The sequence below is a fragment of the Pseudomonas sp. FG-3G genome (assembly GCF_901007645.1).
Classification (GTDB): Bacteria; Pseudomonadota; Gammaproteobacteria; order Pseudomonadales; family Pseudomonadaceae; genus Aquipseudomonas; species Aquipseudomonas rhizophila.
Map to the genome: position 1 here is coordinate 1 of NZ_CAAKGZ010000029.1, position 18757 is coordinate 18757.

The 18757-nt window shown below is 60.5% G+C and carries 18 protein-coding genes; 5 read left to right on the plus strand and 13 right to left on the minus strand.

Features of this window, described 5'->3' with window-relative positions:
* Window positions 1-15: 15 nt before the first annotated feature.
* Entirely contained in the window at window positions 16-1704 is a 1689-nt protein-coding gene (fadD2, locus tag PSEUDOMOFG3G_RS20220; RefSeq protein ID WP_047228346.1) for a long-chain-fatty-acid--CoA ligase FadD2, read from the minus strand.
* Between the two features lie 246 nt (window positions 1705-1950).
* On the opposite strand from fadD2, the gene PSEUDOMOFG3G_RS20225 reads away from it, so the two are divergent.
* Entirely contained in the window at window positions 1951-2895 is a 945-nt protein-coding gene (locus PSEUDOMOFG3G_RS20225) for an alpha/beta hydrolase (RefSeq protein ID WP_139050972.1), read from the plus strand.
* 40 nt (window positions 2896-2935) lie between these two features.
* Window positions 2936-3406 (plus strand): MaoC family dehydratase, encoded by a 471-nt coding sequence (locus PSEUDOMOFG3G_RS20230; protein WP_003184579.1) that lies wholly within the window; start codon window positions 2936-2938, stop codon window positions 3404-3406.
* Window positions 3407-3575: 169 nt separating this feature from the next.
* Here PSEUDOMOFG3G_RS20230 and PSEUDOMOFG3G_RS20235 read toward each other — a convergent pair whose 3' ends face one another.
* The 4 genes from PSEUDOMOFG3G_RS20235 to PSEUDOMOFG3G_RS20250 all read right to left on the minus strand — a co-directional run bounded on the left by PSEUDOMOFG3G_RS20235 (window position 3576) and on the right by PSEUDOMOFG3G_RS20250 (window position 7268).
* Window positions 3576-4439 (minus strand): HlyD family secretion protein, encoded by an 864-nt coding sequence (locus tag PSEUDOMOFG3G_RS20235; protein WP_047228348.1) that lies wholly within the window; start codon window positions 4437-4439, stop codon window positions 3576-3578.
* Window positions 4440-4449: 10 nt separating this feature from the next.
* The gene (locus PSEUDOMOFG3G_RS20240) at window positions 4450-4656 is read right to left on the minus strand and encodes a DUF1656 domain-containing protein (protein WP_047228349.1); all 207 of its coding nucleotides are present in this window, start codon (window positions 4654-4656) and stop codon (window positions 4450-4452) included.
* Complete coding sequence (locus tag PSEUDOMOFG3G_RS20245; RefSeq protein ID WP_139050973.1) at window positions 4643-6643, minus strand: FUSC family protein; 2001 nt, start codon at window positions 6641-6643, stop codon at window positions 4643-4645. Before PSEUDOMOFG3G_RS20245 ends, PSEUDOMOFG3G_RS20240 begins: the two co-directional genes overlap by 14 nt.
* Window positions 6644-6803: 160 nt before the next feature.
* Window positions 6804-7268 (minus strand): PA2169 family four-helix-bundle protein, encoded by a 465-nt coding sequence (locus tag PSEUDOMOFG3G_RS20250; protein ID WP_047228351.1) that lies wholly within the window; start codon window positions 7266-7268, stop codon window positions 6804-6806.
* Window positions 7269-7473: 205 nt separating this feature from the next.
* Here PSEUDOMOFG3G_RS20250 and PSEUDOMOFG3G_RS20255 point away from each other — a divergent pair, with 205 nt between their 5' ends.
* The gene (locus PSEUDOMOFG3G_RS20255) at window positions 7474-7710 is read left to right on the plus strand and encodes a DUF3820 family protein (RefSeq protein ID WP_047228352.1); all 237 of its coding nucleotides are present in this window, start codon (window positions 7474-7476) and stop codon (window positions 7708-7710) included.
* A 12-nt stretch (window positions 7711-7722) separates the two neighbouring features.
* The gene (locus PSEUDOMOFG3G_RS20260; protein WP_139050974.1) at window positions 7723-8910 is read left to right on the plus strand and encodes an aminotransferase class V-fold PLP-dependent enzyme; all 1188 of its coding nucleotides are present in this window, start codon (window positions 7723-7725) and stop codon (window positions 8908-8910) included.
* Window positions 8911-9151: 241 nt separating this feature from the next.
* On the opposite strand, the gene PSEUDOMOFG3G_RS20265 is transcribed toward PSEUDOMOFG3G_RS20260, so the two are convergent.
* From PSEUDOMOFG3G_RS20265 to zwf, 3 genes are read right to left on the minus strand one after another with little or no spacing between them, the layout of a single operon-like run.
* On the minus strand, window positions 9152-9817 hold the full coding sequence (locus tag PSEUDOMOFG3G_RS20265; protein WP_047228354.1) for a bifunctional 4-hydroxy-2-oxoglutarate aldolase/2-dehydro-3-deoxy-phosphogluconate aldolase: 666 nt from the start codon (window positions 9815-9817) through the stop codon (window positions 9152-9154).
* A 17-nt stretch (window positions 9818-9834) separates the two neighbouring features.
* Complete coding sequence (gene pgl / locus PSEUDOMOFG3G_RS20270) at window positions 9835-10548, minus strand: 6-phosphogluconolactonase (RefSeq protein WP_139050975.1); 714 nt, start codon at window positions 10546-10548, stop codon at window positions 9835-9837.
* Window positions 10535-12004 (minus strand): glucose-6-phosphate dehydrogenase, encoded by a 1470-nt coding sequence (gene zwf, locus PSEUDOMOFG3G_RS20275; RefSeq protein ID WP_047228356.1) that lies wholly within the window; start codon window positions 12002-12004, stop codon window positions 10535-10537. Before zwf ends, pgl begins: the two co-directional genes overlap by 14 nt.
* Window positions 12005-12200: 196 nt before the next feature.
* On the opposite strand from zwf, the gene PSEUDOMOFG3G_RS20280 reads away from it, so the two are divergent.
* On the plus strand, window positions 12201-13061 hold the full coding sequence (locus PSEUDOMOFG3G_RS20280; RefSeq protein WP_171061416.1) for a MurR/RpiR family transcriptional regulator: 861 nt from the start codon (window positions 12201-12203) through the stop codon (window positions 13059-13061).
* Window positions 13062-13202: 141 nt separating this feature from the next.
* Here the strand turns inward: PSEUDOMOFG3G_RS20280 and PSEUDOMOFG3G_RS20285 are convergent, their stop codons facing one another.
* The 5 genes from PSEUDOMOFG3G_RS20285 to PSEUDOMOFG3G_RS20305 all read right to left on the minus strand — a co-directional run bounded on the left by PSEUDOMOFG3G_RS20285 (window position 13203) and on the right by PSEUDOMOFG3G_RS20305 (window position 18740).
* On the minus strand, window positions 13203-14057 hold the full coding sequence (locus PSEUDOMOFG3G_RS20285; protein ID WP_139050976.1) for a D-hexose-6-phosphate mutarotase: 855 nt from the start codon (window positions 14055-14057) through the stop codon (window positions 13203-13205).
* Window positions 14058-14339: 282 nt separating this feature from the next.
* On the minus strand, window positions 14340-15686 hold the full coding sequence (locus tag PSEUDOMOFG3G_RS20290) for a carbohydrate porin (RefSeq protein ID WP_139050977.1): 1347 nt from the start codon (window positions 15684-15686) through the stop codon (window positions 14340-14342).
* A gap of 144 nt (window positions 15687-15830) precedes the next feature.
* Window positions 15831-16991 (minus strand): ABC transporter ATP-binding protein, encoded by a 1161-nt coding sequence (locus PSEUDOMOFG3G_RS20295; RefSeq protein ID WP_047228359.1) that lies wholly within the window; start codon window positions 16989-16991, stop codon window positions 15831-15833.
* Window positions 16992-16993: 2 nt separating this feature from the next.
* Window positions 16994-17839 (minus strand): carbohydrate ABC transporter permease, encoded by an 846-nt coding sequence (locus PSEUDOMOFG3G_RS20300; protein WP_047228360.1) that lies wholly within the window; start codon window positions 17837-17839, stop codon window positions 16994-16996.
* On the minus strand, window positions 17832-18740 hold the full coding sequence (locus PSEUDOMOFG3G_RS20305) for a carbohydrate ABC transporter permease (protein ID WP_047228361.1): 909 nt from the start codon (window positions 18738-18740) through the stop codon (window positions 17832-17834). The genes PSEUDOMOFG3G_RS20300 and PSEUDOMOFG3G_RS20305 overlap by 8 nt, the downstream gene beginning before the upstream one ends.
* Window positions 18741-18757: the final 17 nt, after the last annotated feature.

Below are 18757 nucleotides of genomic sequence, written 5' to 3' on the forward strand. Positions count from 1 at the left end.
AAAGGATGGCTGGCCTCAGGCGATATCCCGCAACTCCCGCCGCAATATCTTGCCCACTGGCGTCATCGGCAACGACTCTCGCAGCACGATGTGCTTGGGTATCTTGTAGCCGGTGAAGTTCTCCTTGCAGTAAGCCTTGAGCTCTTCAAGGCTGACGCCCGTCTCGCGTGGCACCACGAACAGTTTCACCGCCTCCCCCGAACGTTCGTCCGGCACACCGATCACCGCGCAGTTGGCAACTTTCGGATGGGCCATCACCACGTCTTCGATTTCGTTGGGGTATACGTTGAAACCCGAGACGATGATCATGTCTTTCTTGCGATCGACGATGCGCACGAAACCGTCCGGGTCGATCACCGCGATGTCACCGGATTTGAACCAGCCTTCGCTGTCCAGCACCTCGGCGGTGGCTTCGGGTTTGTTCCAGTAGCCTTTCATGATTTGCGGGCCCTTGATGCACAACTCACCGCGCTCACCCAATGGCTGTTCGGCGCCGTCGTCGCTGACCACTTTCATGAGCGTGCCCGGCACCGGCAGCCCCACCGTGCCCAGCCGGGACTTGGTGCCGTAGGGGTTGGTGCAGGCCACCGGCGAGGTTTCGGTCAGGCCATAGCCTTCGGTGATCCGGCAGCCGGTGAGCTGTTCCCAACGCTCGGCGGTGGCCTTGACCAGCGCAGTGCCACCGGAGTTGGTGAGCTTGAGGCTGGAGAAATCCAGGGTCTTGAAATCCGGATGGTCCATCAGCGCCACGAACAGCGTGTTGAGCCCCAGCAGCGCCGAAAAACGCCAATTCTTCAGCTCCTTGATAAAGCCACCGATGTCCCGCGGGTTGGTGATCAGCACGTTGTGGTTGCCGGTGACCATCATGCACATGCAATTCGCCGTGAAGGCATAGATGTGGTACAGCGGCAGCGGCGCGATCATCACCTCCTGGCCTTCGCGCAGCAACGGTTGGCCGTCGTCGCCGAACTGGCCCAGGCATGCCCGGGCCTGCTGCATGTTCGCTACCAGGTTGCCATGGGTCAGCATCGCTCCCTTGGCAAGGCCGGTGGTGCCGCCGGTGTATTGCAGCACCGCGATGTCCTCGAGGCTGACTTTCAGCGGTTTGATGCCATGGCCCCGCCCCAGGCGCAACGTGCTCTTGAAGGAAACGGCCTGGGGCAGCGAATAGTCAGGGACCATCTTCTTGACCTTGCTCACCAGCGTATTGACCAGCCAGCCCTTGGCAGTGGGCATCAGGTCGCCCATCTTCGCCTCGATGAGATACTGCAGATCGGTGTCAGGCAGCACCTCCTGGACTTTCTGTCCGAACAGGTTCATGTACACCAGTGCCCGGGCGCCGGAGTCCTTGAACTGGTGGCGCATTTCCCGCGGGGTATACAACGGGTTGGTGTTGACCACGATCAGCCCGGCGCGCAAGGCACCGAACACGGCGATGGGGTATTGCAGGACATTGGGCATCTGCACCGCGATACGATCGCCAGGCGCCAGGTCGGTATGGGCTTGCAGGTAGCCGGCGAAGGCAGCGCTGTAGCGCTCGAGTTCGGCATAGGTCAGGGTAACCCCCATGTTGCTGAACGCCGGACGGTCGGCGAATTTCTTGCAGGAACGCTCGAACACCTCGATCACCGATTTGTAGGCCCCCACGTCAATGTCCAGGGGCACGCCGGCCGGGCGTTTGTCATTCCAGAAATCAGGCTGCATTGTTTTTATCCTCTTTACCTGAACGTGTCCGGGCCGCTTCTGTGGCTCTTGCACAGGCGGTGCTCTTGGGACACTAGCAGCTATGGCCAATCAGGCAAATATGGCAACCTGCTTCATAGATTGTGTGAATCTACCTGCCACGACGTAACGTAACGTGACTTGATCAGGCGAGACGCAACGGATGCGCTATACAATGCAGCGACGCTGTGTTTGCCCTTGTGTATGCCCGTGAGTAAAGGAATGACCATGATCCACCAAACGTTCATGCTCACCGCCACCGACCACACCCGCCTGTTCGTCAATCAGTGGCTGCCTGAAACCGCCCCTGAAGCGGTGATCATGCTGGCCCACGGCATGGCCGAACACAGCGGCCGCTACGCGCGTCTGGCCCGGGCGCTGTGCGATGCAGGCTACGGTGTCTACGCGCCGGACCTGCGCGGCCATGGCAAAACCGGCGAAGCAGCGATGCTCGGCCATTTTGCCGACGAGGATGGCTGGGCCAAGGTGGTCGGCGACCTGGCCAGCCTCAATCAACACATCGGCCAGCAACACCCCGATGTTCCCATTGTGTTGCTGGGTCACAGCATGGGCAGCTACATCGCCCAGGGTTACCTGTTACATCACAGCGCCAGTCTGCACGGGGCGATTCTCAGCGGTTCGAATTTCCAGCCCGTGGCGCTCTATCGTGCCGCGCGCCTGATCGCCTGTTTCGAGCGCAAGCGCCAGGGTCCCAAGGGCCGCAGCGCCCTGATCGAGTGGCTGTCCTTCGGCAGTTTCAATAAGAAATTCAAACCCACGCGTACCCCCTTCGACTGGCTCAGCCGCGACCCGGCCGAGGTCGACAAGTACCTCCACGACCCGCTGTGCGGCTTTCGTTGCACCAATCAGTTGTGGGTCGACCTGCTCGGCGGGTTGCAGCAGATCAGCAAAGCGTCCAATCTCGCCCAGATCGATCCGGGCCTGCCCCTGCTGGTGATCGGCGGTGAATGTGATCCGGTGAGTGAAGGCAAACGTCTCAAGGATCTGGCCGACGCCCTGCGCGGCGCCGGCAGCCAGCACTTGCAATTGACGATTTACCCGCAAGCCCGGCACGAACTGTTCAATGAAACCAACCGCGATGAAGTGACGGCCGACGTGCTGGCCTGGATTGCCCAGGCCCTGAGTCACAAGCGACCGCCACGCAGCGAATAGGTTTGCAGCGTTTTCCTTTACTCGTCACAGGATTTGATAGATGACCCAGGTTACCAACATCCCCTACGAAGCCCTCGAAGTCGGTCAGACCGCCAGCTACAGCAAGACCGTCGAAGAGCGCGACATCCAGCTGTTCGCCGCCATGTCGGGCGATCACAACCCGGTGCACCTGGATGCCGAATTCGCTGCGGCGAGCATGTTCAAGGAGCGCATCGCCCATGGCATGTTCAGCGGTGCGCTGATCAGCGCGGCGGTGGCCTGCGAGCTGCCTGGGCCGGGCACCATCTATATCGGCCAGCAGATGAGTTTCCAGAAGCCGGTGAAGATTGGCGACACCCTGACCGTGCGCCTGGAGATCCTGGAGAAACTGCCGAAGTTTCGCGTACGCATTGCCACTCGCGTGTTCAATCAGCGCGACGAGCTGGTGGTGGACGGCGAAGCGGAAATCCTCGCGCCACGCAAGCAACAGACCGTGACCTTGCCGACGCTGCCGGCGATCACCGTCGGCTGATTACCACTATCTAAAGTGAATGACCTGTGGCGAGGGGATTTATCCCCGCTGGGCTGCGAAGCAGCCCCCTGCGCTCGGGCAGACACACCTCAGAGGTCTTGAGATATTGGGGCCGCTTCGCGCCCCAGCGGGGCGGTGCGACGTTTCGATAAATCCCCTCGCCACAAAGTTATTGCAAGTCTTCACGCACCTGCACGCTCGCCGTCATTCCCGCGCTCAGGTTTACCCCTTCTGGCACCTTGTCCAGCTTGATCCGCACCGGAATCCGCTGGGCCAGGCGCACCCAATTGAAGGTCGGCTCGACCTCCGCCAGCAACTGCGCATCGGGATTGGTATTGCGGTCGGTGATGCCGCGGCTGATGCTTTCGACGTGGCCTTGCAGGGCATGACCGGCGCTCATCAACCAGACCTTGACCGGATCGCCAACGCGGATCCTGGGCAGTTTGGTTTCTTCGAAATAGGCCTGCACATAAAACGTTGAATCGTCGATCAGCGCCATGACCGGTTGTCCGGCATTCACGTAGTTGCCCTCGGCCAGACGCAGGTTGGTGATATGGCCACCCCGTGGGGCCAGGACCTGGCTGCGGGCCAGGTTGAGTTCGGCGACCTTGGCCTCGGCCTGGGCCTCGCGCAGTTCGCCTCGGGCGATGCCGGCGTTGATCTGGGCGTTTTCCCGCAACTCGGCACTGATAGCCTGGGGCCCCAGAGCGGCGCGTCGACTGGCTTCGTGTTCACGCAAACTCAGTTGCTGCTGCCGGGTCTGGACCACCGCCCGGGCTTTCTCCAGCGCGGCCTCGAAACGTTCGCGGTCGATGCTCAGCAATACATCGCCGGCCTTGACCTGCTGGTTATCCACCGCCTTGAGCTCGCGCACCCAACCCGACACGTCGGGGGCGATCACCACCACGTCGGCGCGAATCCGCGCATCCCGAGTCCAGGGCGTGAGCATGTAGTACTGCCACAGATGAAACCCGGCAAAGATCGCCACGGCCACCACGCTCAGCGTGACGGCAACACGTACGGAAGTACGCATGTTCAACTCCTTATAGCGGTCCGAGGACCACGGTAATAACAGTCAGGACACAGACATACAGGGCGCAGTCGAACAAGGCTTCATGCCAGATCCAGCGCCCGGCCGGCACGAGGCTGAGCAACAGGCGAAGCCCACCGGTCACCAGCAAGGCCAGCACCACATAAATCAAGAACGGGCTGAGCAATACCCCGCCTATCGACCACTCACGCAAGCCCATGGCTGTGCTCCCGTTGTTCAGGTTCGTGCTGACGGCACCAGGCGCGCCAGCTGTTCTGCAATTGCACCACCGCACCCTGGGCCAGTTTCAGCGCATCGCCGGGCGGTTGCGTCGACAACACCTTCAGGAACTCGTTGCTCGCCGGGCCGAGTGCTTCGGCCTGATCAACTGCCGGACCGCGCTCAAGCACCTGCTCCAGCGCATCGAAGTAACGGCGCTGGGCCCGGTTGTCGGGCATTTGGGCGACGGCCAGACTCAAACGCAGGTGCAGCAACTCGTCACCCATGTCCAGGCCAAGCAATCCGTCATCCCAACGGCTACGCGCCGGCACCGGCAGTTCGGGATAGTGCCGCGCCAGTTGCAACAGCCGATCAGCCATGCGTCCGCCGAACCAGCTCTCGGCGCCCCGCAGGCTACGGCGCGTCAACCGCACCAGATCATCCAGCGTGGCGGCCAGCAGGCGCCGGCTATGCCAGGCCGGATCGCGCAGAATCAGCAGGTTGAATGCCAACACCGCCGCACCCACACCGATCATCATCGCTTGAGCATTGTTGAAGAACGCCGCCACGTCATATTTCATGGCATTGAGCGGCGATATCAGCACCACGAAATGCAGACAGAACGAGGTGGCCGTGGCGAAAATCTGCGGCTTGGCCATGCCCAGCGCCCCCAGGAACAGCGGCACGCCCATGGCCATGCACAACATCGCAAAACTGCTCCACTGCGGCAGCAAAATCTCACCGATGACAAACGCCGTCGGCACCGCCAACAGAATTCCCCGAAGAAAACTCATGCCGATCTGCGCGCCGTTTTCACGACTGGCGAACAGACTGCACACCACGCAGGTGAGCACCAGCGCGCCTGAGGCGGCAGGCCAGGCAGTCGCCAGCCAAAAACAGGCGACCGCCAGAAACGCCAGGGCGCTACGCGCACCAAAGACCATGGCTAGGGGCAGGTCACGATGGGGCGCCAGGGTGCGCGGCGGATCCACCGCCTCCCTGCCCTCTTGCACCGCCTTCAAGGCTGCGCAGGCAGCCAGGGCGGTATCGAGCAACAAGGCGAAGCGGGCCAGGCAATAACTTTGCGCCGGGCTGATCAGTGGATCGTGGGATGCATCCAGCACCCGTGGTCGCAAGGCTTGCAGGGTCGCGCTGTCGGCGTCGAGGGCTTGTTGCACCTCGCTCATCCACGGCTTGAGGGCCTCGGCTTCCTCAGGATCGAGTTGTTTCCATTGCCGCCGTACCGAGCGGGAGATGCGCAGCAGCATCAACAGTTTCTGGCTCAGAGCGCTGATGGCCCGAGCCCGTTGCCGACCCAGGCTGCCTTCGAACCAGGCGTGTTCACGCTGGGCGTCCACGGCGACGATCTTGCCGAGGATTTCCAGCAGTCCTTTACGGGCCTGGGCATCGCCCGTCAGGGTGGCACGGGCCGCCTGCATGCCGCTCTGCCAGGCGACACGGGCCTGATCGGCCAATTGCCGCTCGACCCGCAACGGCCAGAGCAACGCGCTGGCCGCCGTGGCGCAGACAATGCCCAGGCTGATCTCCGTACAGCGCGCCACGGCCTGATCGAACACCCCCAGCGGATGGGAAATGGCCGGCAAGGCAATGATTGCCACTGTGTAACCGGCCAGCACGAACGAATAGGACCAGGCGCTGCGCAGCAGTGTGGAGCAAGCCGTGCACAAGCCCAGCCACACGGCCAGCGCCAGTAGGAACAACCAGGGTGCCTGAGCAAACAGCCCCATGAACACCACCGACATGACGGTGCCCACCAGGGTGCCGACCAATCGCGCCAAACCTTTCTGCACCACCATCCCGGACAGCGGTTGCGCCACGATGATCGCGGTCATCAACGCCCATGAAGGCTGCTCCAGGCCCCAGCGCAAGGCCAGCCAAAGCGCCAAGCCGCCACCAAGCACGGTCTTGATGGCGAATTGCACAGCGAGGCGGTCGGGAGCGAACAGGGCCTGGAAAGTAATGGGCACGCGAAAAACTCTTATGGGGACGCAGTAACGATAGATGCAATAAAGGGTGATGGAGGGTGCAATTATTAGCTGGCTATCTATTTGAGTCCAGAGCCACCGTTACATGATCGGCATAAAAAAACGCCAGACAGGCTGGCGTTTTTTTGTACAGCGCGCTTGTTTAGCTGGCGCGCGCCTGGTTACGCAGGGCTTTTACCTGGTCATGGTTGCGCTGCACACCATGATACTGACGCTCAACCAGATCGCGAATACCAACCAGGTTGTGCTTGCTGATTTTCTCCATGGCTTCTTTGTAAGCCTTAAGGGCATGGTCTTCACCGCGCTCGGCTTCGTTGAGCACCGCTTCTTCGTCCTTGCCAGTGAACATGGATTTCACGTCCACCCAACGGCGATGCATATCACCGGCAACGCTGGTGGAAGTTTCCGGATCGCCACCCAGAGCCCGTACGGCGGCTTGCAGCTCAGCCGCGGCGGCAGCGCAGTCTGCGGCGCGCTGGACGAACAAATCCTTGAGTTGTGGATGCTTGATGTCTTCAGCGCAAGTCTTGAAACCTTCCTGACCATCTTTGCTGGTCTCGATCAGGTCGTTCAGGACGGAGATGGATTCTTTGTTGATGTCGGTCATTTTTCAATTCCTTTGCTTGGTGAATAAAAAACCTACAAGGAATATTGCATCGGTCGTGCCAGCCGCAATCACAAATAAAAACATTAAAAATCAATAAGTTAATCAATCGCTCGATAACTGTATCCGTGTTCTTTGCATGATCTGTCATTTGGCCTGCATGCAGAATGCCTGTATTTTCCAGGCTGACTGAATCAAGACCCCTGCCATGAACCCGGAAAAGCTCGAACTGCTGGTGACACGCCAGATGCCCTTCGGCAAATACAAAGGCCGAATCCTGGCCGACCTGCCCGGGCAATACCTGAACTGGTTCGCTCGCGAGGGTTTTCCTCACGGGGAACTGGGCGGTTTGCTGGCGCTGATGCAGGAGATCGACCACAACGGTCTGTCGGATCTGCTTGACCCCCTGCGTGCCAAACACGGCAAACCCAAGCCCCAACATTGATTGAGCCTCGCCATGCCCGAGAACACCCTGCGCGCCCACGATGAAGCTTTCTGGGAAACTTTTGTGGGTCGCTACGATGTCGACCCCAATGGGCCGCTCAATCTGGAAAACGGCTACTTCGGCCGCATGTCCCGGACCGTGGTCGAGGAGTACCAACGCAATATTGAGTTCGTCAACCGCGGTAACTCTGTGTACGCGCGCCAGCATTTCGACCGGGACCATGGCGAAGCGATTCGTCAGCAAGTGGCGCAACTGATTCACGCGTCCCCCGCTAGCGTAGCGTTGGCCAACAGTGCCGGAGACGCCCTGCAAACGCTGATTCGCAACTACAACGGTCTCAAGCCTGGCGATCAGGTGCTGATCTGTGATCTGGAATACGCGTCGGTCAAAAGCGCAATGCGCTGGCTGGCCCGGCAGCGTGGCGTAGAGGTGATTGAACTCGTCCACCCGCACCCCGCCAGTTTCGAAAGCCTGGTGGGCACTTATCGCCAAGCGTTCATTCGTTACCCGCGCCTCAAGCTGATGGCGCTGACCTACGTCAACCACCTCACTGGGCTGGTGATGCCGGTCCAGGCCATTGCCGAAACCGCCCGTGAGTTTGGCGTCGATATCATTCTCGACGGTGCCCACGCCCTGGGCCAGATCGATTTCGATCTGAAGAAGCTCGGTATCGAATTCGCCGGGTTCAACCTGCAGAAGTGGATCGGCGGGCCGCTGGCCCTGGGCTTTTTATACATCGCACCGCAACGGCTGGCCGACATCGACCCGGACATGGACGAAGATCATTATCCAGCCGCAGACGTGCGCTCGCGAACGCCCCACAGCACGCCCAATATCCCGGCTTTGCTCACCCTGCCCTTGGTCCTGGAGGAGCACCGCTCATTGGGTGGCGCATCGGCCAAGGGCGTGCGGCTCAGTTATCTGCGCGACCTGTGGGTGAACGCCGTGCGTGATGTACCGGGGATCGAAATCATGACGCCGGACGATCCGCGCCTGTACTGTGGCATCACGTCGATGCGCTTCACCGCCCAGCCCGATCAACAGGCGATGGCCGATCGACTGCTCAATGACTACGGGATCTTCACCGTGGTGCGCAACACCAGTGTCGGGCCGTGTATTCGCATTACCCCAGGGTTGATCACCTTGGCGAAGGATATCGAGCGGTTGACTGCGGCGCTGATTAACCTGAGCCGAATGTAGTTGTGGCGAAGGGATTTATCTCCGCAGGGCTGCGCAGCAGTCCAGCAAGGAGGACTTAACCTATCTGACGCACCGAGATGTCAGGTTTCGGGGCCGCTGCGCGCCCCAGCGGGGATAATTCCCTCGCCACAAATCCAGCGTTCATCCAGCGCGGTACGATAAAACCCAGGCAAAAAAAACGGCGCGCCGACCAAGCGCACCGTAAAACCGTAGAACACCCAACGAAGGTTCGGTAAGACAATCAGTCCAGCAGCGCCAGCGCCTCGGCGGTGCACTCCTGGATGCGGGCCCAGTCGCCGTTCTTGATCCACTCAGGATCAAGCATCCAGCTACCGCCCACGCACATCACGTTTTTCAACGCCATGTAGCTCTTGATATTGGCCGGGCTTACGCCGCCGGTCGGGCAGAATTTCACTTCGCCGAACGGGCCGCCCAGGGCCTTGATGGCCGCGACACCGCCGCTGACTTCCGCCGGGAACAGTTTGAAGCGGCGATAACCCAGGCCGTAGCCTTCCATGATGCCGGAGGCGTTGCTGATGCCCGGCAGCAACGGGATCGGGCTGTCGACGCTGGCTTCCAGCAGATCACGGGTGATGCCTGGGGTGACGATGAACTGCGAACCGGCAGCCTCGGCAGCGGCCAGCATATGACGGTCCAGCACCGTACCGGCTCCGGTCACCAGTTCCGGACGTTGCTCGCGCAACACCTGGATGGCCTTTAGGCCGTACTGGGAACGCAAGGTCACTTCCAGCGCCGTCAGGCCGCCGGCGGCCAGGGCATCGGCCAGCGGCAGGATGTCCTGCTCACGGGCGATGGTGATCACCGGCAGGATCCGCGCCTTGGCGCAGAGGCTGTCAATCAGGGTAACTTTGTCCGCCATGGAAACGGTCGGGGATGGGTTTGTCATAGCGGCTGATCCTTGGTTCATGGGCACCAGTAAATCTCTAACGTAGGTTGCAAAAACGCGCGGATCGGCATCTCGGCGACATCGTCACCGGCCACTGCGGCGTTCAGGGTGGTCAATTTCGACTGACCGGAAATCGACAGCACTTTGTGTTTCGCCGAGGCCAGCAAAGCGCGACTCATGGTCAGGCGCTGGTGCGGCACGGTGGGCGCCAGCATCGGCCAGCAGCGGCGAGCGCCATTGGCATCCAAGGCTTGAGCCAGGTTCGGACTGTCGGGGAACAACGAGGCGGTGTGCCCGTCATCGCCCATGCCCAATATCAGTACGTCGATGGGCGGCAGCTCGGCCAGCAAACGATCGGCTTGCTCGGCTGCGGCTTCCAGATCGGCGCTAGCGCTGTAGAGGCTCAGGAACTGGGCCTTGGCCGCCGCACCTTGGAGCAGGTAACGCTTGAGCAGACCGGCGTTGCTGTCAGCGTGCTCAACCGGCACCCAACGCTCGTCGGCCAGGCTCACCACCACGTTCGACCAGTCCAGCGCCTGTTTGGCCAGGCTCTGGAAAAACGCCACGGGGCTGCGACCGCCGGAGACCACCAGGGTCGCCGTGCCGCGCGCCTCGATGGCCTCGCGTAATTGCTCGGCCACCTTCAACGCCAAGCCCTCGGCCAGCAGCACCGGGGTTTTGAATTCGTGGGCGCTGACGCCCTGCGGCAGTTTCACTTCAGATATCGCCATACCATGACCTCCCGTCCCGCGTGATCAGTGCAATGGAGCTCATTGGCCCCCAGGACCCGGCCGCATACGGCTTGGGCGCATCGCCGGATTTCTTCCATCCGGCAATCAACTGGTCACACCACGTCCACGCGGCTTCAATTTCATCTTTACGGACAAACAGGTTCTGATTGCCGTTCATGACTTCCAGCAACAACCGCTCGTAGGCATCGGGAATCCGCGCGCTGCGATAGGTGTCGGAAAAGTTGAGTTGCAACGGACCGCTGCGCAATTGCATGCCCTTGTCCAGGCCTTGCTCCTTGGTCATCACTCGCAAGGAAATCCCTTCGTCCGGCTGCAGGCGGATGATCAGTTTGTTGCTGATCTGCAAGCGCTGCTCGGGGGCGAAGATGTAGTGGGACGGTTCCTTGAAGTGAATGACGATCTGCGACAGTTTCTGCGGCATACGCTTGCCGGTGCGCAGGTAAAACGGAACCCCGGCCCAGCGCCAGTTGCGAATGTCGGCGCGCAGGGCCACGAAGGTTTCGGTATCGCTCTGGGTGTTGGAGTTGGGCTCTTCCAGGTAACCCGGCACCGACTTGCCCTCGCTGTGGCCGGCGATGTACTGGCCGCGCACCACCTGGGTGGTCAGGCCTTCCGGGCTGATGGGTGCCAGGGCCTTGAGCACTTTGACCTTCTCGTCACGGATGCTGTCGGCGGACAGGTCGGCCGGCGGGTCCATGGCAATCAGGCAGAGCAACTGCAACAGGTGATTCTGGATCATGTCGCGCAGTTGGCCGGCCTTGTCGAAATAGCCCCAGCGGCCTTCGATGCCGACCTTCTCGGCGACGGTGATTTCCACATGGGAAATGTAATTCTGGTTCCACTGGGTTTCGAACAGGCTGTTGGCGAACCGCAGGGCGATCAGGTTCTGGACCGTCTCTTTACCCAGGTAGTGGTCGATGCGATAGGTGCGGTTTTCCGGGAAGAACTGCGCCACGGCGTCGTTGACCTTGCGCGACGATTCCAGGTCCGAGCCGATGGGTTTTTCCAGCACGACGCGGGTGTTTTCGCACAAACCGACCTTCGCCAGGTTCTCGCAGATCGCTCCATACACCGCCGCTGGGGTGGCAAAATAGGCAATGACCTGCTGGGCTGAACCGGCCTGCTCGGCCAGGGCGACATAGTCCTCGGCCTTGAGGAAATCCACGTGCAGATACGTCAGTCGCCCCAGGAAGCGTTCAACCACGGTCTCGTTCAGATCCTTGTCGCCCACGTAGCGGCGCAACTCCGCGGCGATGAACGCCAGGTGTTGCTGTTCGCTACCCGGCTCCCGGGCCAGGGCAATGATCCGCGTGTCCTCGTGCAACAGGTCCGCGCCATCGAGCTGATAAAGGGCAGGAAACAGCTTGCGCAAGGCCAGGTCGCCCAACGCGCCGAACAAGGCGAAGGTGCACGGTTCAACCGTAATCGAATGCATGATGTTTGTTCTTTTATCAAGTTAAGCTACAAATACCTTTTTTCAAGGCATCACTCAAGGAAAAATGTAGTAATAACCACAACATTTTTCGAAAATACCGATTCCGAGTGGTGGTACACCGGAGCCATCAGTAGGATAGGCCACCGCAAAGGGTCGTATCAAAGACCCGTCTTTCTAGGAATCTTGTATGGACCGCGTGCGAAATTTACTGGAACAGATCCAGAGTCGCCTTGAAGACCTGAACAAGGCAGAACGCAAAGTGGCCGAAGTGATCCTGCTCAACCCACAGCAGGCCACCCGCTTCAGCATCGCCGCCCTCGCCCAGGCCGCTTCGGTCAGCGAACCGACCGTCAACCGCTTCTGCCGCTCATTCGGCGTCAGCGGCTACCCGGAACTCAAGCTGCAACTGGCCCAAAGCCTGGCCAGCGGCGCCGCTTACGTCAGTCGCGCAGTGGAGGCCGATGACAACCCGGAAGCCTACACCCGGAAAATCTTTGGCAGTGCCATTGCCTCATTGGACAGCGCCTGCCAGGCCCTTGATCCCAATTTGATCAGTCGTGCCGTGGATCTGCTGATCCAGGCCCGGCAGATTCACTTCTTCGGCCTCGGTGCCTCGGCACCGGTGGCGCTGGATGCCCAGCACAAGTTCTTCCGCTTCAACCTGGCGGTGACCGCCCACGCCGATGTGCTGATGCAGCGGATGATCGCGTCAGTGGCCCACACGGGCGAGCTGTTCGTGATCATTTCCTACACCGGCCGTACCCGCGAGCTGGTGGAAGTCGCACGCATCGCCCGGGAGAACGGCGCGTCGGTACTGGGGCTGACCGCCGAAGGCTCGCCCCTGGCCAAGGCCAGCACCCTGAGCCTGAACATCCCGCTGCCCGAAGACACCGACATCTACATGCCGATGACCTCGCGGATCATCCAGCTCACTGTGCTGGACGTGCTCGCCACCGGCATGACCTTGCGCCGCGGTGTGGACTTCCAGCCGCATCTGCGCAAGATCAAGGAAAGCCTCAATGCCAGCCGGTATCCGGTGGGGGATGAGTTCAACTGATTCGACCTTGGGTATCTTGTCGCCTGATAAACCGCTATCGCGAGCAAGCTCGCTCCCACACTGGATCTTTGGCGTTCACAAGCCCCCTGTGGGAGCGAGCTTGCTCGCGACGGGGCCAGCAGCAACACTCCAGATCCCGAACTAAGCCCCCACGCGCGCCTGCAAACTCAAATGCGCCCGTTCCCCCGGCGCCAGGCACAGGCTGTCGGTGCCGCCGCTGGCCGCTTCGACACAGACGAATTCACTGACCTCATCCCAGCTCACCCCCAACAACGGCCGCGTGCCGGGATGCCAGACCACGGTGTCGGCACTGTCGCCCGTATCGATGCACAACTGGCGCTGCCAGGCGTGGTCCTTGAGCTGCAATTCGCCCTCATGCTGGAACACCCGCTGGCAGCCGCCCTCGACCCGCAACTCGCCTTCCTGCTGGCAGGCTGCACGGTTCAACTGGTCGTAGCCCAGCGCGCCTTCAAGCCCAGACAGCGCTATCTCACCAACGTCACCAATACGCCAATAGGCGTGCAGAGCCTGGCTCAATTGGCACGGCAGGCTGTCTTGATGCTCGGTGCTCAAGCGTAATTCCATGCGTTCGCCCAGATCGGCGTACAGATCGACCTGCCAGTCGCACAACTGGAGCTGCCAGTGCAGGTGCACACCGTCTTCATCGCTGCGGCTGTCGAGCAGTTTCCAGTCGATCAACCGTGCCCAGCCATGGGACGGCCAGGCGTTTTCGCTGGGATGACGGCCATACCACGGCCAGCACACCGGCACCCCGCCGCGGATCGCACCGACTTGTGGCCACTTGGCCGCACACCACAACCAGGGTTTCTGACCCCGCGGCTGAAAGTGCAACAGCTGCGCGCCCTGGCGACTGAACACCGCCTGGCACAGAGGATGATCGATCACCAACACATCACGTTGCTGATAGCGCTCCCACGCAAACACCGGGCGCTCGCGCAAGGATCTGAAAAAGCGTTGTAGCGGATGCTCATGCATGAGCTGCGGTCCTGGAAATCATTGAGTTACTCATCTGTTTGCAACGCATTTTTTGTGGCGAGGGAGCTTGCTCCCGCTCGGCTGCAAAGCAGTCGTAAACAAGGCAAATGCGGCCTGGCTGAGGCACCGCAGTGAATGGCTTTGGGGTCGCTTCGCAACCCAGCGGGAGCAAGCTCCCTCGCCACAAGCCCAGCGTCAACCAAGCACACTCCGCAAAAAAAAGCGGACAGCCTTGGCCATCCGCAAATATGCGCACATAGAGAGGAGCTTATCGCAACAGCGTTAGAACACCGACTGAATTTTCAGACCGGCGACCAGCGCGTCGTCGACTTCATTCACACCACCCGGATGAGTGATGTATTGCAGGTTAGGGCGTACGGTCAGCCAGTTGGTCACGTGGAAACCGTAGTTGATTTCGTAGTTGTATTCGGTGCCACGCAACGGCGAGAACAACGGATCGTCGTAGTCGCTGACACCATTGGCCGCGTTGACCAGCTCGGCGTTTTTCTTCACATCTTCGTTGACATGGATGCGGGAAAAACCAATCCCGACGTCATCTTTAGGACGCGCATTGAACGGCCCCTTGTACACGAACATCAGCGACTGGTAGTTGTCGACGACGTTGGTTTCCTTGTCATGGAAGGTGGCGTTGGCCGCAATGTTCAGACCGCGCGATGCATCACCGTTGTGGGTGGTGAGCTGTTGCTGCACCACGAACCAGTAGCCATCCTTGCTGCTGTGGCTGCGGTAGGCGTTACCGGTTGTCGCGGCATCCTGGCCATTGTCGTCTTCGCGCACGTCGTCAGCCTTGGCCGTACTTTTGTAGTAACCGATACGGTATTCGCCTGGCAGGCCATTGAGCTTGGGCGACCAGACCAACTCGACCGGAATGAGCGTGCCCTTGGTGCCACTGCCGCTGAGCTTGTAGCGGTTTCCGTTTTCCAGCTGCGAAGGGTTCTGGTTGTAAGCACCGATCTGCGCATAGAGTTCGGGCGTGAGGTTGTACTTGACGCGAATCGCCGCCTGCATGATCGGCCAGTTGTACCAGATGCCGGTTGCCCAGTTACCCGCTTGCGAACCGCAGAACGCCAGGTTCTGGAACTCGCACGGGAAACTGTTGAAATCTTCACCGACCCCGTAATAACCGGCTTTGACATCCAGCTTACTGTCGAAATACTGCTGCTTGATCCACAACTGCGTCAGACGGGTGGTTTGCCCACGGCCCCAGACTTCCTGGGAAGAGCTGAGGGTGCCGGCACGTGGATCACCGATACGGTCGTTGGAGATGTTGCGACCGTCACGGCGAGTGAATTGAATCTTGGCCGTGGTATCACCCCAACCTGCCAGTTTCTCCAGGTCGAGGGCTACGCCCAAGCCAAACTGCTGGGACCAACGCGCAGTCTTGTCATCGTTGTAACCGCCGTCGAGATTGGCCCCCATCTCACCGACGAAATCAGCCTTGATATCGATACCTTGCTCGATCAGCCTGGTCCGCTCGCCGCCCCAGTCGCCCGTCATCCATTGCGAATCGGCGCTGAAAGCCTCGGCCGCATGCGCATTACCGGCCAGCATCATCGCCGCAACAGCGGACAATTGGCAGACACGCCGGGCGTTGTTGTTCTTCTTCATCCCTACATCCTCGTCTTTATTGTTATTAACTGTTTTTATCTAACGCGGTTTACAACGATTGCGGCGAATGGTCCCCCACTCACCGCATACTCCCTGGTGGGAGAGAGCTTGTTTGGGAGCAAAGCCCCCTCCCCCATTTGTTCTTCATCGGCCTTTGAACTGCGCTACGTTTGCGGTCCGGGCATCTGTCTGCACCTGGCCGGCCACGCCCAGGCGTTCGCCGGACTTGGCGTCGAACAGCAGCACTTTCGAAGGATCGAATTGCAGCGTCAGGGTCTCCCCCACCTGCGGCGCCACATCCGGCGCCAGGCGGCAGCAGACCTTGGTGTCGTTCAGGTTGACGAACACCAGCGTGTCCGGTCCGGTGGGTTCGGTGACCTGGACTTCGGCGCGAATGGTCGGCAAACCATTGGGCTCGTTGCCCGCCAGCATGATCTGTTCCGGGCGCAGGCCGAGGATCACTTCACGGTCTTCCAGACCCGCATCCTGCATGCCCATCGGCAGCTCGCAACGGGCCTGGCCACTGTCGAGCAAGGCCAGCAGGCGGCCGTCCTTGCGTTGCAGGCGCAGGGGGATGAAGTTCATCGGCGGCGAACCGATGAAGCTCGCCACGAACAGGTTGGCCGGGTTGGTGTAGATGTCTTTCGGCGTGCCGAACTGCTGGATGATGCCGTCCTTCATCACCGCCACTTTGTCGCCCAGGGTCATGGCTTCGATCTGGTCGTGGGTGACGTAGACCGTGGTGGTCTTCAGGCGCTGGTGCATCAGTTTCATTTCGGTGCGCATCTCGACCCGCAGCTTGGCGTCGAGGTTGGACAGCGGTTCGTCGAACAGGTAGATCTTCGGCCGCCGCGCCAGCGCCCGGCCCATGGCCACGCGCTGTTGCTGGCCGCCGGAAAGCTGGCCGGGCTTGCGGTTGAGCAGGTGTTCGATCTGCAACAGCTTGGCCACGCGGGTGACTTCTTCGTCGATGGCCGGCTGGCTCATCTTGCGAATCTTCAGACCGAACTCGATGTTCTCCCGCACGCTCATGGTCGGGTACAGCGCGTAGGACTGGAACACCATGGCGATGTCGCGATCCTTCGGGCTCATGCCGCTGACATCCTGGTCACCGATCATGATCGCGCCGCCGGTAATGGTTTCAAGGCCGGCGATGCAGTTCATCAGCGTCGACTTGCCGCAGCCCGAAGGGCCGACGAGGATCAGGAACTCACCGTCCTTGATCGACAACTCGATGTTCTTCAGGGTGTCCGGCAGGCCGGCACCATAGGTCTTGTTTACATTGCGAAGTTCGAGCGTTGCCATGATTACCCCTTGACTGCGCCGGCCGTCAGACCGCGCACGAAATACTTGCCTGCCACCACATAGACCAGCAGGGTCGGCAGCCCGGCGATCATCGCCGCCGCCATATCAACGTTGTATTCCTTGGCCCCGGTACTGGTGTTGACCAAGTTGTTCAGCGCCACCGTGATGGGCTGCGAATCGCCGCTGGAGAACACCACGCCGAACAGGAAGTCGTTCCAGATCTGGGTGAACTGCCAGATCAGGCAGACCATGATGATCGGGGTGGACATCGGCAGGATGATCCGCCGGAAGATGGTGAAGAAACCCGCACCGTCCAGTCGCGCCGCTTTCACCAGCGCATCGGGAATGCTCACGTAGTAGTTACGGAAAAACAGCGTGGTGAACGCCAGGCCGTAGACCACATGTATGAACACCAGCCCCGTGGTGGTACTGGCCAGGCCCATCTTGCCGAGCGTGAACGAAGCCGGCAGCAGGACGGTCTGGAACGGCAGGAAGCAGCCGAACAGCAGCAGGCCGAAGAACAACTGCGAACCGCGAAAGCGCCACATCGACAACACGTAGCCGTTCAATGCACCGATCGCGGTGGAGATCAGCACCGCCGGGACGGTGATCTTGATCGAGTTCCAGAAATACCCGTCAACCGTGGCCCAGGCCTTGACCCAGCCGATGCCGGTGACCACGGTCGGCCAGCTCAGCAGGTTGCCGGTGCTGATGTCTTCCGGGGTCTTGAAGCTGGTCAACAGCATGACTACCAGCGGCACCAGGTAAAGCAATACGGCAAGGATCAGTACCGCGTAGATCGCGATGCGACTCAGGCTGATGGAAGGTTTGGCAGCGAGACTAGTCATGACGCTTGGTCCTCAGCTCGGAGTACAGGTAAGGCACGATGATTGCGAGAATCGCACCGAGCATCAGAATCGCACTGGCCGAGCCCATGCCCATCTGGCCGCGACTGAATGTGAAGGAGTACATGAACATGGCAGGCAGGTCAGAGGAGTAACCCGGGCCGCCGGCTGTCATCGCCGCCACCAGGTCAAAGCTCTTGATCGCGATGTGCGCCAGGATCATTACGGCGCTGAAGAACACCGGACGCAGGCTCGGCAGCACCACTTTCCAGTAGATGCGCGGCATGCTCGCGCCATCGATCTGCGCAGCCCGGATGATCGATTGATCCACCCCACGCAGGCCGGCCAGGAACATCGCCATGATGAAACCCGAGGCCTGCCACACTGCGGCGATCACCAGGCAATACACCACACGGTCCGGGTCGATCAGCCAGTCCAGGCGAAAACCTTCCCAGCCCCAGTCACGCAACAATTTGTCCAGGCCCATGCCTGGGTTGAGCAACCACTTCCAGGCCGTACCGGTGACGATCATCGAGAGCGCCATCGGATACAGGTAAATGGTGCGGATGAAACCTTCACGACGAATGCGCTGGTCAAGAAACACCGCCAGCAGCACGCCGATCACCAGGGTGATGCCGATGAACATGCCGCCAAAGAGCGCCAGGTTCTTGCTCGCCACCCACCAGCGGTCGTTGTCCCACAGCCGCGCGTATTGCGCCAGGCCCGCCCACTTGTAGTTCGGCAGAAAGGTCGAGGTGGTGAACGACAGAACAAACGTCCACAAGATATAACCGTAGAAGCCCACCAGAACGATGAACATGCTCGGCGCCAGCACCAGTTTTGGGAGCCAGCGCTGCAATGCATCGAACGGCGAGGCCTTGCTGAACACAGCAACAGAACTCATGGGAAGATCCAGTACAA

Excerpts from the sequence above, each read along its gene's own strand:
- fadD2 (WP_047228346.1), bottom strand. The coding sequence starts at position 1,704 with ATGCAGCCTGATTTCTGGAATGACAAACGCCCGGCCGGCGTGCCCCTG.
- PSEUDOMOFG3G_RS20225 (WP_139050972.1), top strand. The coding sequence starts at position 1,951 with ATGATCCACCAAACGTTCATGCTCACCGCCACCGACCACACCCGCCTG.
- PSEUDOMOFG3G_RS20230 (WP_003184579.1), top strand. The coding sequence starts at position 2,936 with ATGACCCAGGTTACCAACATCCCCTACGAAGCCCTCGAAGTCGGTCAG.
- PSEUDOMOFG3G_RS20235 (WP_047228348.1), bottom strand. The coding sequence starts at position 4,439 with ATGCGTACTTCCGTACGTGTTGCCGTCACGCTGAGCGTGGTGGCCGTG.
- PSEUDOMOFG3G_RS20240 (WP_047228349.1), bottom strand. The coding sequence starts at position 4,656 with ATGGGCTTGCGTGAGTGGTCGATAGGCGGGGTATTGCTCAGCCCGTTC.
- PSEUDOMOFG3G_RS20250 (WP_047228351.1), bottom strand. The coding sequence starts at position 7,268 with ATGACCGACATCAACAAAGAATCCATCTCCGTCCTGAACGACCTGATC.
- PSEUDOMOFG3G_RS20255 (WP_047228352.1), top strand. The coding sequence starts at position 7,474 with ATGAACCCGGAAAAGCTCGAACTGCTGGTGACACGCCAGATGCCCTTC.
- PSEUDOMOFG3G_RS20260 (WP_139050974.1), top strand. The coding sequence starts at position 7,723 with ATGCCCGAGAACACCCTGCGCGCCCACGATGAAGCTTTCTGGGAAACT.
- PSEUDOMOFG3G_RS20265 (WP_047228354.1), bottom strand. The coding sequence starts at position 9,817 with ATGACAAACCCATCCCCGACCGTTTCCATGGCGGACAAAGTTACCCTG.
- pgl (WP_139050975.1), bottom strand. The coding sequence starts at position 10,548 with ATGGCGATATCTGAAGTGAAACTGCCGCAGGGCGTCAGCGCCCACGAA.
- zwf (WP_047228356.1), bottom strand. The coding sequence starts at position 12,004 with ATGCATTCGATTACGGTTGAACCGTGCACCTTCGCCTTGTTCGGCGCG.
- PSEUDOMOFG3G_RS20285 (WP_139050976.1), bottom strand. The coding sequence starts at position 14,057 with ATGCATGAGCATCCGCTACAACGCTTTTTCAGATCCTTGCGCGAGCGC.
- PSEUDOMOFG3G_RS20290 (WP_139050977.1), bottom strand. The coding sequence starts at position 15,686 with ATGAAGAAGAACAACAACGCCCGGCGTGTCTGCCAATTGTCCGCTGTT.
- PSEUDOMOFG3G_RS20295 (WP_047228359.1), bottom strand. The coding sequence starts at position 16,991 with ATGGCAACGCTCGAACTTCGCAATGTAAACAAGACCTATGGTGCCGGC.
- PSEUDOMOFG3G_RS20300 (WP_047228360.1), bottom strand. The coding sequence starts at position 17,839 with ATGACTAGTCTCGCTGCCAAACCTTCCATCAGCCTGAGTCGCATCGCG.
- PSEUDOMOFG3G_RS20305 (WP_047228361.1), bottom strand. The coding sequence starts at position 18,740 with ATGAGTTCTGTTGCTGTGTTCAGCAAGGCCTCGCCGTTCGATGCATTG.